Origin of the sequence: Streptomyces noursei ATCC 11455, assembly GCF_001704275.1 — a bacterium.
Classification (GTDB): Bacteria; Actinomycetota; Actinomycetes; order Streptomycetales; family Streptomycetaceae; genus Streptomyces; species Streptomyces noursei.
In genome coordinates, this window is record NZ_CP011533.1 from 6,764,056 (window position 1) to 6,777,058 (window position 13,003).

Here is a 13,003-nt window from a genome sequence, read left to right on the forward strand (position 1 = left end):
CCGCCGTGACGACGATCACTCCCGACGGCCCGCAGCTGCCCGGCGACAGAACCCCGGCGGAGCCCTCACTTCGCCCCGAGCCCGTTCTGCCCGGTACGCTCACCGCCGTGTCACAAGCTGATCAGTCCCCGAAACCCCAGCACGCGGAGAAGGGCGGCCCCGGCAGATATCCGGGTGCGCCGCGCCCCCAGGAGGTCCGTCCCACCCCCCTGGCGGACCTCGCCCAGCAGCTGGCGATCCCGGTCCCGGACGCCGTGCGGCGCCCCGGTGCGAGCAACGGCTCCGCCGGAGCGGTCGACGCCGCGCATGTCATGGTCACCGGCATCACCCACGACTCCCGTGCGGTCCGCCCCGGCGACATCTACGCCGCGCTGCCCGGCGCCCGTCTGCACGGCGCCGACTTCGTCGCCCAGGCCGCCGACCTCGGCGCCGCCGCGATCCTGACCGACCCGTCGGGCGCCGAGCGGGCCGCCGCGACCGGTCTGCCGGTCCTGGCCGTCGACGACCCGCGCGGGCGGATGGGTGCCCTGGCCGCCTCGATCTACGGGGCGCCGGGCGAGGACCTCCTCCAGATCGGTATCACCGGCACCTCCGGCAAGACCACCACCGCGTACCTCATCGAGGGCGGGCTGCGGGCCGCGGCCGCCAAGGAGGCCGACGGCGGTGGCGGGCACCGGGTGGGCGGTCTGACCGGCCTGATCGGCACCGTCGAGTCCCGGATCGGCGACGAGCGCCTGAAGTCCGAGCGGACCACCCCCGAGGCCACCGACCTCCAGGCGCTGTTCGCGGTGATGCGCGAGCGCGGCGTCCGCTCGGTCGCCATGGAGGTCTCCAGCCACGCACTGGTGCTCGGCCGGGTCGACGGCTGCGTCTTCGACGTCGCGGTCTTCAACAACCTCAGCCCGGAGCACATGGAGTTCCACTCCGGCATGGAGGACTACTTCCAGGCCAAGGCCCAGCTGTTCACCAGGGCGCGCAGCAAGGCCGGCGTGGTCAACCTCGACGACGAGTACGGCCGCCGGCTGGCCGCCGGCGAGTCCGAGGTCCCGGTCACCACCTTCTCCGCCGAGGGCCACCCGGACGCCGACTGGCGCGCCGCCGACGTCGAGATCGGCGCGCTCGGCTCGACCTTCACCGTGCACGGCCCCGGCGGCGTGACGCTGCGCGCCGCCAGCCCGATCGCCGGCCCGTTCAACGTCTCCAACGCGCTGGCCGCGATCACCGCGCTGGCCGTCGCCGGCATCGACCCGCAGACCGCGGCCGACGGCGTCGCCGCGATCCCGGGCGTCCCCGGCCGCCTGGAGCGCGTGGACGTCGGCCAGCCCTACCTGGCGGTCGTCGACTACGCGCACAAGACGGACGCCGTCGAATCGGTTCTGCGGGCCCTGCGCAAGGTCACCACCGGCAAGGTGCACGCCGTACTCGGCTGCGGCGGCGACCGCGACCCGCACAAGCGGATGCCGATGGGCGCCGCGGTCGCCCGGCTCGCCGACACCGCCGTGCTGACCTCCGACAACCCCCGCTCCGAGGACCCGCTCGCGATCCTCGCCACCATGCTCGCGGGCGCCGCCGAGGTGCCCGTCCACGAGCGCGGCACCGTCCTGGTCGAAGAGGACCGGGCCGCCGCCGTCGCCGCCGCCGTCGCCCGCGCCGAACCCGGGGACACCGTGATCGTCGCGGGCAAGGGCCACGAACAGGGACAGGACATCGCCGGAGTGGTACGCCCCTTCGACGACCGCCAGGTGCTGCGCGCCGCGATCGAATCCGCGATGGCAGCGCAGAAGTCGCAGCAGTCACAGCAGCCGAACCACCAGGGATGACACACCGCCATGCGCGCACAATCCTCTTGTTGGCACCTCCTGCACGGCCCCGGGGGTGACCTGTGATCTCCCTGTCCCTCGCCGAGATCGCGAGCATCGTCGGCGGGCAGCAGCACGACATACCGGACCCGGACCGCGAGGTCACCGGGCCGGTCGTGTCGGACTCCCGGGCGGTCCGCCCGGGTGGCCTGTTCGTTGCGTTCGCCGGTGAGCGCGTCGACGGCCACGACTTCGCCGTCGGTGCCGTGGAAGCCGGTGCGGTGGCCGTCCTCGCGGCCCGCCCGGTCGGCGTCCCGGCGATCGTCGTCGACGACGTCGTCGCAGCTCTCGGCGCACTCGCCCGGGCCGTCGTGAACATGTCGGGCGCCACCGTCGTCGGTCTGACCGGCTCGGCCGGCAAGACCAGCACCAAGGACCTGATCGCCCAGCTCCTCCAGCGGCACGGTCCGACGGTGTGGCCGGAAGGCAACCTCAACAACGAGATCGGGCTGCCGCTCACCGCGCTGCGCGCCGAGGACACCACCCGGCACCTCGTGCTGGAGATGGGCGCCCGCGGCATCGGCCACATCCGCTACCTCGCCGGGCTGACCCCGCCCCGGATCGGGTTGGTCCTCAACGTCGGCACCGCGCACCTCGGCGAGTTCGGCGGCCGCGAGCAGATCGCCCAGGCCAAGGGCGAGCTCGTCGAGTCGTTGCCGGTGGCGGAGGACGGCGGCGTGGCGGTGCTCAATGCGGACGATCCGTACGTCCGGGCCATGGCGTCCCGTACGAAGGCCCGTACGGTCTTCTTCGGCGAGTCCGCGGACGCCGCGATCCGCGCCGAGAATGTCCGGCTCAACGGCCTCGGACAGCCCTCCTTCACGCTTCACACACCCTCCGGGTGCAGTGATGTGACCATGCGGCTGTACGGTGAGCACCACGTGTCGAACGCGCTCGCCGCGGCCGCCGTCGCCCATGAGTTGGGCATGCCCGTGGACGAGATCGCCGCCGCGCTCTCCGAAGCCGGCACGCTCTCCCGCTGGCGGATGGAGGTCACCGAGCGCGCGGACGGCGTGACGGTCGTCAACGACGCCTACAACGCGAACCCCGAGTCCATGCGAGCGGCGCTGCGTGCGCTGGTCGCCATGGGCGCCGCCGGCAGGGCGCGGGGGGGCCGGACGTGGGCGGTGCTCGGTGAGATGGCCGAGCTGGGCGAGGAGTCACTCGCCGAACACGACGCGGTCGGGCGGCTGGTCGTCCGGCTCAACGTCAGCAAGCTCGTGGCGGTCGGCGGCAGGGAAGCGGCCTGGCTCGACATGGGCGCCAAGAACGAGGGTTCGTGGGGTGAGGAGTCGGTGCACGTGTCCGACGCGCGGGCGGCGATCGACCTGTTGCGCAGGGAGCTGCGACCGGGAGACGTCGTGCTGGTGAAGGCGTCCAGGTCGGTGGGCCTGGAGCGGGTGGCCGCGGCATTGCTGGACGGCGAGGACGGTTCCGCTGCGAAGGGCGGAGCCGCGTCCCGATGAACTCCATGAAGCAGATCCTCTTCTCCGGGATGATCGGGCTCTTCCTGACCCTGATCGGTACCCCGCTGCTGATCAAACTGCTGGCCAAGAAGGGCTACGGGCAGTTCATCCGCGATGACGGCCCCCGCACCCACGGCAGCAAGAAGGGCACGCCCACCATGGGCGGCATCTCCTTCATCCTGGCCACGATCATCGCCTACGCCCTGACGAAGGTGATCACCTCCAGCCACCCGACCTTCTCGGGTGTCCTGGTGCTCTTCCTCTTCGCGGGCATGGGTCTGGTCGGCTTCCTCGACGACTACATCAAGATCGTCAAGCAGCGGTCGCTGGGCCTGCGGGCCAAGGCGAAGATGGCCGGTCAGCTGATCGTCGGCATCGCCTTCGCGGTGCTCTCGCTCCAGTTCGCCGACCTGCGGGGCGCGACCCCGGCCTCCGACCGGCTCTCCTTCACCCAGGACTTCGGCTGGCAGATCGGCCCGGTGCTCTTCGTCATCTGGGCGCTGTTCATGATCCTGGCGATGTCCAACGGCGTGAACCTCACCGACGGCCTCGACGGCCTGGCCACCGGTGCCTCGGTGATGGTCTTCGGCGCCTACACCTTCATCGGCATCTGGCAGTACCAGGAGTCCTGCGCCAACCAGATCACCGCCGGACCCGGCTGTTACGAGGTCCGCGATCCACTCGACCTCGCGGTGGTCGCCTCCGCCCTGATGGGCGCCTGCTTCGGCTTCCTGTGGTGGAACACCTCGCCCGCCAAGATCTTCATGGGCGACACCGGCTCGCTGGCACTGGGCGGCGCGCTCGCCGGCCTCGCGATCTGCTCCCGCACGGAGCTGCTGCTGGCCATCCTGGGCGGTCTGTTCGTCCTGATCACCATGTCCGTGGTCATCCAGGTCGGCTCGTTCCGCATGACCGGCAAGCGGGTCTTCCGGATGGCGCCACTCCAACACCACTTCGAACTCAAGGGGTGGTCCGAAGTCCTTGTGGTGGTCCGCTTCTGGATCATCCAGGGCATGTGCGTGATCGTCGGTCTGGGCATCTTCTACGGCGGCTGGCAGGCGGCGAAGTGACCGTGTACGACCCGCAGGACCTCCACGACTTCGCCGGTCGGCACATCACCGTGGCCGGCCTCGGCGTGAGCGGCGTCCCCGCCGCCCGCGCCCTGGCCGGCCTCGGCGCCCGCGTCACCGTCGTCAACGGCACCGACGGTGAACGCGAACGGGCCCAGGCGGCCGAACTGGAGCAGCTGGGGGTCACCGTCCGGCTCGGTGACGGGGAGACCCTCCCCGAGGGCACCGAGGTGGTCGTGACCTCCCCCGGGTGGAAGCCCACCAGCCCGCTCTTCCTGGCCGCCGAGCAGGCCGGCGTCCCGGTCTGGGGCGACGTCGAGCTGGCCTGGAGGCTGCGCGGCCCGGACGCCGCGCCCTGGCTGGCGGTCACCGGCACCAACGGCAAGACCACCACCGTGCGGATGCTGGCCTCGATCCTGGGCGCGGCCGGCCTGCGCACCGCCGCGGTCGGCAACATCGGCGTCCCGCTGGTGGACGTCGTGCTGGGCGAGGGTCGCACGGAGGACACGTCCTACGACGTCCTCGCCGTCGAGCTCTCCAGCTACCAGCTGCACTGGGCACCCTCGGTGCGGGCGCACTCCGCGGCCGTCCTCAACCTCGCCCCGGACCACTTGGACTGGCACGGCTCCATGGCCGCGTACGCCGCCGACAAGGGCCGGATCTACGAGGGCAACACCGTCGCCTGCGTCTACAACGTCGCCGACCCCGCCACCGAGGACCTGGTCCGCGAGGCCGACGTGGAGGAGGGCTGCCGGGCCATCGGCTTCACCCTCGGCACCCCCGGCCCGTCCCAACTGGGCATCGTCGACGACATCCTCGTCGACCGCGCCTTCGTGGAGAACCGGCAGCGGCAGGCCCAGGAGCTCGCCGAGGTCGCGGACATCGCCCCCGCCTCCGGGAAGCCGGCCCCGCACAACATCGCCAACGCGCTGGCCGCCGCGGCGCTGGCCCGCGCCTTCGGCGTCCCGGCCGCCGCGGTGCGCGAGGGACTGCGGTCCTTCCACCCGGACGCGCACCGCATCCAGCACGTCGCGGACGTCGCCGGGGTCTCCTACATCGACGACTCCAAGGCCACCAACACCCACGCCGCCGAGGCGTCGTTGGCGGCGTACGAGCACATCGTGTGGATCGCCGGCGGCCTGGCGAAGGGCGCCACCTTCGACGAGCTGGTGCGCACCGCCGCCGGGCGGCTGCGCGGGGTGGTCCTCATCGGCGCCGACCGGGCGCTGATCCGCGAAGCGCTGACGCGACACGCCCCCGATGTCCCGGTTGTCGACCTCGACCGGACCGACACTGGGGCGATGTCCGAGGCGGTCAGGGAGGCGGCCCGCCTGGCCGAGCCCGGCGACACCGTGCTGCTGGCCCCGGCCTGTGCCTCGATGGACATGTTCGTCAATTACAACAAGCGGGGCGAGGCGTTCGCCGACGCGGTGGGCGAACTGGCCGCCGCGGGTCACTAGCCCGGTTCTCCCCGCTGCCGTCGTCGCCGGCGGCGAGCGCACCTGTGGAGGGACGAGGATGACCGCCCGATCGGCGAAGCCGGCGCCACCGCGCCCGGCGCGCCGGACCCCCGCGAAGGTGCGCCCGCCGCGGGCGGGCCGGCGTCCGGCCGGCCCGCAAGGGTTCCTCACCCGGGCCAGGCGGGCCTGGGACCGCCCGTTGACGGCCTACTACCTCATCCTCGGCGCCCCGCTGCTGATCACCGTCCTCGGCCTGGTGATGGTCTACTCGGCCTCCCAGATCAAGGCCCTGCAGTCCGGCCTGGCGCCGTCGTACTTCTTCCGCAAACAACTGCTGGCGGCCGCCATCGGCGGCGGGCTGCTGCTGCTCGCGTCCCGTATGCCGGTGCGGCGGCACCGGGCGCTGGCCTACCCGCTGCTCGCCGGCTCGGTGTTCCTGCTCGGCCTGGTGCAGATCCCGGGCATCGGGGTCGCGGTCAACGGCAACCAGAACTGGATCAGCCTCGGCGGACCTTTCCAGGTGCAACCGAGCGAGTTCGGCAAGCTCGCGCTCGTCCTGTGGGCCGCCGACCTGCTCGCCCGCAAAGAGGACAAGAAGCTACTGACGCAGTGGAAGCATTTGCTGGTTCCGCTGACGCCGGTGACATTTCTCCTGCTCGGGCTGATCATGCTCGGCGGCGACATGGGCACCACGATCATCCTCACCGCGATCCTCTTCGGCCTGCTGTGGCTGGCCGGCGCCCCGACCCGGCTGTTCGCCGGGGTACTGGGCGCCGCGACCGTGCTCAGCGCGCTGTTGATCAAGACCAGCGCGCACCGGATGTCCCGCCTGGCCTGCATCGGGGCGACCGATCCGGGCCCCGGCGACCAGTGCTGGCAGGCCGTGCACGGCATCTATGCGCTGGCCTCCGGCGGACTCTTCGGTTCCGGCCTCGGGGCGAGTATGGAAAAATGGGGAGAACTCCCCGAACCGCACACCGACTTCATCTTCGCCATCACCGGGGAGGAACTGGGACTGGCGGGGACGCTGTCGGTGCTCGCCCTCTTCGCGGCTCTAGGCTATGCGGGTATCCGCGTGGCCGGACGCACGGAGGACCCCTTCGTACGGTACGCAGCGGGCGGTGTGACCACCTGGATCATGGCCCAGGCCGTGATCAACATGGGTGCGGTGCTCGGTCTCCTGCCGATCGCCGGTGTCCCGCTCCCGCTGTTCTCTTACGGGGGCTCCGCGCTGCTGCCGACGATGTTCGCCGTCGGGCTGCTGATCGCCTTCGCGCGTGACGAGCCCGCCGCACGGGCGGCGTTGACGGCTCGGTTGGCGCGGAAGCCGGTTTCCGGCAGGAAGCCGGCTGGGGTGAGATGGAAGACGATGAGACGGCGCGTTAAGAGGCGGCCGTCCGGAGAGCGGTGAATTTCGGTGCATGTCGTACTCGCCGGTGGGGGGACCGCCGGCCACATCGAGCCCGCGCTCGCCCTCGCGGACGCCCTGCGGAGGCAGGACCCGACCGTGGGGATCACGGCACTCGGCACGGAGAAGGGCCTGGAGACCCGCCTGGTCCCCGAGCGCGGTTACGAGCTCGGCCTGATCCCGGCGGTACCGCTGCCCCGTAAGCCCACCCCCGAACTGATCACCGTCCCCGGGCGGCTGCGCGGCACGATCAAGGCCGCCGAGCAGATCCTGGAGCGCACCAAGGCGGACTGCGTCGTCGGCTTCGGTGGCTATGTGGCGCTGCCCGGCTATCTGGCCGCCAAGCGGCTCGGGGTGCCGATCGTCGTCCACGAGGCCAACGCCCGGCCCGGCCTGGCCAACAAGATCGGCTCGCGGTACGCCACGTACGTCGCCGTCAGCACCCCGGACAGCAAGCTGCGCGGCGCCCGCTATGTCGGCATTCCGCTGCGCCGGTCCATCGCCACCCTGGACCGTGCCGCGGTCCGCCCCGAGGCGCGCGCCGCGTTCGGGCTCGACCCCAACCTGCCGACCCTGCTGGTGTCCGGCGGCTCCCAGGGCGCCCGCCGGCTGAACGAGGTCGTCCAGGCCGCCGTGCCGGCGCTCCAGCGCTCCGGTATCCAGGTGCTGCACGCGGTCGGGCCGAAGAACGAACTGCCGCACGTCGACAACATGCCGGGAATGCCCCCCTACATCCCGGTACCGTACGTGGACCGGATGGATCTCGCGTACGCCGCGGCCGACATGATGCTCTGCCGTGCGGGCGCGATGACCGTCGCCGAGTTGTCCGCCGTCGGGCTCCCGGCCGCCTTCGTCCCGCTGCCCATCGGCAACGGTGAGCAGCGGCTCAACGCCCAGCCGTTGGTCAACGCCGGCGGTGGCCTGCTGGTCGACGACGCCCAGCTGACCCCGGACTGGGTGCAGAACAACGTGCTCCCGGTGCTGGGCGATCCGCACCGGTTGTACGAGATGTCCCGCTCGGCCTCCGAGTTCGGCCGCCGGGACGCCGACGAGTTGCTGGTCGGCATGGTCTACGAGGCGATCGAGCAGCACCGCAAGTAGCGGACGAGAGAAGGCGGAGAGCGTGGCCGGACCGACCACCGCCAGGCGCGGAGCGAAGAAGTCGCCGTCCGGCCCGCCCCCTTCGCGGCCGTCCGGCGGCCGGCGCTTCCGACTGCCGCCCCTGCGACTGCGCCGTCCGCGCCGTCGCAGTGTGATCATCATCGCGGTTGTGGCGGCGCTGCTGGGCGGGTTCGGCGCGTGGGCGCTCTACGGCTCGGACTGGCTCCGGCTGGAGGAGGTTCACGCCACGGGCACCGATGTGCTCACGCCGGAGGAGGTGGTCGCCGCCGCGTCCGCCCCCATGAACGCACCGCTCGCCTCCGTGGACACCGAAGCGGTGCGGCGCCGGCTGCTCGCCCGGCTCCCGCGCCTCAAGAGCGTTGACGTCACCCGGTCCTGGCCGCACACCCTCGGTCTGGAAGTGACCGAAAGGGCGCCGGAACTGCTGCTGCAAACGAACGGAAGGTTTGTGGAAGTGGACGGCGAGGGCGTCCGATTCGCCACGGTGAGTCGCGCCCTCAAGGGCGTCCCGCTTCTGGAAATGACCGTTTCCGATTCCCCGAGCCTGCACCGCTTCGGAACCGGCCGTTTGCTGCGCGCCGCGGTCACCGTCGCCCGGGACCTCCCGGCCGCGGTCCGCAAGGACGTGCGCACCGTCCGGATGCGTTCCTACGACTCCATCACCCTCGAACTCGCAGGTGATCGCACGGTGATGTGGGGCAGCAGCGAGCAGGGCGCCGAAAAGGCGAAGGTGCTGGCCGGCCTGATGAAGGCCGCGCGTGACGCGCGCCACTTCGACATCTCGGTCCCCAGCGCCCCCGCGGTGTCCGGGAGTTGACGTACCGCGACGCAGGCCAGCACCCTGGATGGCTACGACTATGGGTGATCACATAGGGTGAAAAGAAAAACGGGAGGTTCGGCGTGTTCGTTGAACGCGCGCGCCTTGTCGACTTAGTGTCTCGTTCCAAAGGGACCGTGGAACCAGGAACACAGGCACAGTAACCCTAAACTTCAGAGTTAGGGTTCGGGTCGGCGGAGCGGACCATCCCTTCGGCATCAGTCGGCGTCCACACGCAATGTGCGGCGACGACACGTAAATCGAGGCGAGAGGCCTTCGACGTGGCAGCACCGCAGAACTACCTCGCAGTCATCAAGGTCGTCGGCATCGGCGGCGGTGGCGTGAACGCCATCAACCGGATGATCGAGGTCGGGCTCAAGGGCGTCGAGTTCATCGCGATCAACACCGATGCGCAGGCGTTGCTGATGAGCGACGCCGACGTCAAGCTCGACGTCGGCCGCGAGATGACGCGCGGACTCGGCGCCGGCGCCAACCCGGATGTGGGCCGCAAGGCGGCCGAGGACCACCGCGAGGAGATCGAGGAGGTCCTCAAGGGGGCCGACATGGTCTTCGTGACCGCGGGCGAGGGCGGCGGCACCGGCACCGGCGGTGCCCCGGTCGTCGCCAACATCGCCCGCTCGCTGGGCGCCCTGACGATCGGTGTGGTCACCCGGCCGTTCACCTTCGAGGGCCGCCGCCGCGCCAACCAGGCCGAGGACGGCATCGCGAGCCTTCGCGAAGAGGTCGACACCCTCATCGTGATCCCCAACGACCGTCTGCTGTCCATCTCGGACCGCCAGGTGAGCGTGCTCGACGCGTTCAAGTCCGCGGACCAGGTGCTGCTGTCGGGTGTCCAGGGCATCACCGACCTGATCACCACCCCGGGTCTGATCAACCTCGACTTCGCCGACGTCAAGTCCGTGATGTCGGAGGCCGGCTCGGCGCTGATGGGCATCGGCTCGGCGCGCGGCGACGACCGTGCGGTGGCCGCGGCCGAGATGGCGATCTCCTCGCCGCTGCTGGAGGCGTCGATCGACGGCGCCCGCGGTGTGCTGCTCTCCATCTCCGGCGGCTCCGACCTCGGTCTCTTCGAGATCAACGAGGCCGCGCAGCTGGTCAGCGAGGCCGCGCACCCCGAGGCCAACATCATCTTCGGTGCGGTCATCGACGACGCGCTGGGCGACGAGGTCCGGGTGACCGTCATCGCCGCGGGCTTCGACGGCGGTCAGCCGCCGGCCCGCCGCGACGCCCAGCAGGCCGGGATGCCGTCCCCGAAGCGCGAGGAGCCCGCCCCGGCGCCGGCCCGTCCGACCGTTCCCCCGGTCGAGCCGCCGCGCACCGCACCGTCGTTCGGCGGTCTCGGCGCGGTCCCGCAGATCCGGGACGAGGCCCCGGCGTCGTCCGACTCCTCGTCGCTGGGCGAGGTGTCCACCTCGCCGACCGGCGGCCCCTCGGTTCCCCCGGCCCGTCCGTACTCGGACTCCGCGGCCGAGGAGCTGGACGTCCCCGACTTCCTGAAGTGACGTAAAGCACCGACGTGATAGGGCAACAGCACCACGTGAGCGGCGCGCACTTCGCCTTCACCGACAGGTGGGGCGGGGTGAGCGCCGCTCCGTATGAGCAGCTCAACCTGGGCGGCGCGGTGGGCGACGACCCCGCGGCCGTCCGTGCCAACCGCGACCTGGTGGCCCGGGAACTGGGCCTGGACCCGGCCGCGGTGGTCTGGATGAACCAGGTCCACGGCCGGGATGTCGCCGTGGTCGACGGACCCTGGGGGGAGGGCGAGCCCCCGTGTGTGGACGCGGTGGTGACGAGCCGCCGGGGTCTGGCGCTGGCCGTGCTGACCGCCGACTGCACCCCGGTCCTGCTCGCCGACCCGGCCGCCGGGATCGCGGGCGCCGCGCACGCGGGCCGGCCGGGCCTGGTCGCCGGGGTCGTGCCGGCGGTCGTCGCGGCCATGGTCGAGCGGGGCGCCGAGCCGTCCCGGATCGTCGCGTACACCGGGCCCGCGGTCTGCGGGCGCTGCTACGAGGTGCCCGAGGCGATGCGCGCCGAGGTGGCCGCGGCGGTGCCGCAGGCGTGGGCGACCACCTCCTGGGGCACCCCGTCGGTGGACGTGGCCGCGGGGGTGCGAGCCCAACTCGCCGCGGCCGGCGTGCAGTTGCGTGGGGAATCCCACATCTGCACCCTCGAATCGGCGGACCACTTCTCGTATCGACGCGACCGCAGGACCGGGCGGCTCGCGAGCTACGTATGGCTCGGGGACGCCCCCGGAGAGGCTGCGCCGTGACCGAGGACCGCAGAACGCAACTGGCCGACAACATGGCGCGGGTGGAGGATCGTATCTCCACCGCCTGTGCCAAGGCCGGCCGGTCGCGCGACGAGGTCACGCTGATCGTCGTCACCAAGACCTACCCCGCGAGCGACGTCCGACTGCTCGCGGAGTTGGGGGTGCGCCAGGTCGCGGAGAACCGCGATCAGGAAGCGGCTCCCAAAGCGGCCGAATGTGCCGATTTGCCGCTGACTTGGCACTTCGTCGGTCAATTGCAGACCAACAAGGTGCGGTCGGTGGCCGGTTACGCCGGGGTCGTCCAGTCCGTCGACCGACCCCGGCTCGTCACCGCGCTCTCCAAGGAGGCGGTCCGTGCCGGGCGGGAGCTGGGCTGCCTGATCCAGGTGGCATTTGACGTCGAGTCAGGGCAAAACGGGCGAATGACGGGGGATCGCGGCGGGGTGGCGCCGGAGGGCGTCGCGGAACTCGCCGAGGTGATCGCCGGTTCTCAAGGGCTGCGTCTGGACGGCGTGATGACGGTCGCGCCGCTGGCCGGGCCGTATGCCGGACGCCAACGGGCCGCTTTCGAGCGGCTCGTGGAAATCTCATCCGACCTGCGCGCGACCCATCCTGCTGCCACCATGGTGTCGGCAGGTATGAGTGCGGACCTTGAGGACGCGGTGGCGGCCGGGGCGACACATGTGCGCATCGGTACCGCGGTACTCGGAGTCCGACCACGGCTCGGGTAACGTCGCCAAGCAAGTCGGACCACAGCACAAAATATGGTCATTCCCGCAGGAAGCGGGCAGGCCGAGTGGATCCAGGGCCCCCGGTGACGGAGCCGATCCACCACAGAGCGGAGGACGCAGAGAATGGCCGGCGCGATGCGCAAGATGGCGGTCTACCTCGGCCTCGTGGAGGACGATGGGTACGACGGCCGGGGGTTCGACCCCGACGACGAGTTCGAGCCCGAGCTTGACCCGGAGCCGGATCGGGGGCGGCGACAGCAGCACCAAGTGCCGGCCGAAACACGCCCGGAACGGGAAGAACCGGTCCGAGCCGTGACACCTCCCGCGCCGCGTGAACCCGCCCCGCTCGCCGCGGAAAGCGGACGACCCGCGCGTATCGCCCCCGTGGCATCCATCACACCCGAACGTCCGAACCTAGAGAAGAACGCACCGGTGATCATGCCCAAAGTTGTGTCCGAGCGGGAGCCTTACCGCATCACCACACTCCACCCCCGGACCTACAACGAAGCCCGTACCATCGGGGAACACTTCCGTGAGGGCACTCCGGTGATCATGAATCTCACGGAGATGGACGACACGGACGCGAAGCGACTTGTCGACTTTGCGGCCGGTCTGGTCTTCGGACTGCACGGGAGCATTGAGCGGGTGACGCAGAAGGTGTTCCTGTTGTCGCCTGCTAACGTCGATGTCACGGCGGAGGACAAGGCCCGTATCGCAGAGGGCGGGTTCTTCAACCAGAGCTGAGACGCAACACCGGGCACACCAAGGCCGTAAGGTCTG

Annotated in this window: 11 protein-coding genes; all 11 read left to right on the top strand. The window is 71.1% G+C overall.

Annotated elements, in window-relative coordinates; genetic code table 11:
- The first annotated feature begins 5 nt into the window (after positions 1–5).
- Positions 6–1,820, top strand: coding sequence for a UDP-N-acetylmuramoyl-L-alanyl-D-glutamate--2,6-diaminopimelate ligase (locus SNOUR_RS28685; protein ID WP_067352591.1), 1,815 nt, complete (start codon positions 6–8; stop codon positions 1,818–1,820).
- 62 nt (positions 1,821–1,882) lie between these two features.
- Complete coding sequence (locus SNOUR_RS28690) at positions 1,883–3,325, top strand: UDP-N-acetylmuramoyl-tripeptide--D-alanyl-D-alanine ligase (RefSeq protein WP_067352592.1); 1,443 nt, start codon at positions 1,883–1,885, stop codon at positions 3,323–3,325.
- A gap of 5 nt (positions 3,326–3,330) precedes the next feature.
- Positions 3,331–4,395 carry a phospho-N-acetylmuramoyl-pentapeptide-transferase gene (mraY, locus tag SNOUR_RS28695; protein WP_067358902.1) on the top strand — a complete coding sequence of 355 codons (1,065 nt, stop codon included), beginning with the start codon at positions 3,331–3,333 and terminating at the stop codon, positions 4,393–4,395.
- Positions 4,392–5,855 carry a UDP-N-acetylmuramoyl-L-alanine--D-glutamate ligase gene (murD, locus tag SNOUR_RS28700; protein WP_067352595.1) on the top strand — a complete coding sequence of 488 codons (1,464 nt, stop codon included), beginning with the start codon at positions 4,392–4,394 and terminating at the stop codon, positions 5,853–5,855. The genes mraY and murD overlap by 4 nt, the downstream gene beginning before the upstream one ends.
- Before the next feature lie 58 nt (positions 5,856–5,913).
- Complete coding sequence (gene ftsW, locus SNOUR_RS28705) at positions 5,914–7,266, top strand: putative lipid II flippase FtsW (RefSeq protein ID WP_067352597.1); 1,353 nt, start codon at positions 5,914–5,916, stop codon at positions 7,264–7,266.
- 6 nt (positions 7,267–7,272) lie between these two features.
- Positions 7,273–8,364 carry an undecaprenyldiphospho-muramoylpentapeptide beta-N-acetylglucosaminyltransferase gene (murG, locus tag SNOUR_RS28710; RefSeq protein ID WP_067352600.1) on the top strand — a complete coding sequence of 364 codons (1,092 nt, stop codon included), beginning with the start codon at positions 7,273–7,275 and terminating at the stop codon, positions 8,362–8,364.
- 22 nt (positions 8,365–8,386) lie between these two features.
- Positions 8,387–9,202: a cell division protein FtsQ/DivIB gene (locus tag SNOUR_RS28715; protein ID WP_067352602.1), complete on the top strand. Its 816-nt coding sequence runs from the start codon at positions 8,387–8,389 to the stop codon at positions 9,200–9,202.
- Positions 9,203–9,483: 281 nt separating this feature from the next.
- A complete protein-coding gene (gene ftsZ, locus SNOUR_RS28720) occupies positions 9,484–10,725 on the top strand; it encodes a cell division protein FtsZ (protein ID WP_067352605.1) in 1,242 nt (413 codons plus the stop codon).
- 14 nt (positions 10,726–10,739) lie between these two features.
- Positions 10,740–11,492 (top strand): peptidoglycan editing factor PgeF, encoded by a 753-nt coding sequence (pgeF, locus tag SNOUR_RS28725; protein ID WP_067352608.1) that lies wholly within the window; start codon positions 10,740–10,742, stop codon positions 11,490–11,492.
- Positions 11,456–12,223, top strand: a complete 768-nt coding sequence (locus tag SNOUR_RS28730) for a YggS family pyridoxal phosphate-dependent enzyme (protein WP_067352610.1) — start codon at positions 11,456–11,458, stop codon at positions 12,221–12,223. Before pgeF ends, SNOUR_RS28730 begins: the two co-directional genes overlap by 37 nt.
- A 123-nt stretch (positions 12,224–12,346) precedes the next feature.
- Complete coding sequence (locus SNOUR_RS28735) at positions 12,347–12,967, top strand: cell division protein SepF (RefSeq protein WP_018536706.1); 621 nt, start codon at positions 12,347–12,349, stop codon at positions 12,965–12,967.
- Positions 12,968–13,003: the final 36 nt, after the last annotated feature.

What these genes read in the sequence shown, in the direction of transcription:
- mraY (WP_067358902.1), top strand. Translation starts at nt 3,331, where the DNA reads ATGAAGCAGATCCTCTTCTCCGGGATGATCGGGCTCTTCCTGACCCTG.
- ftsW (WP_067352597.1), top strand. Translation starts at nt 5,914, where the DNA reads ATGACCGCCCGATCGGCGAAGCCGGCGCCACCGCGCCCGGCGCGCCGG.
- SNOUR_RS28730 (WP_067352610.1), top strand. Translation starts at nt 11,456, where the DNA reads ATGGCTCGGGGACGCCCCCGGAGAGGCTGCGCCGTGACCGAGGACCGC.
- SNOUR_RS28735 (WP_018536706.1), top strand. Translation starts at nt 12,347, where the DNA reads ATGGCCGGCGCGATGCGCAAGATGGCGGTCTACCTCGGCCTCGTGGAG.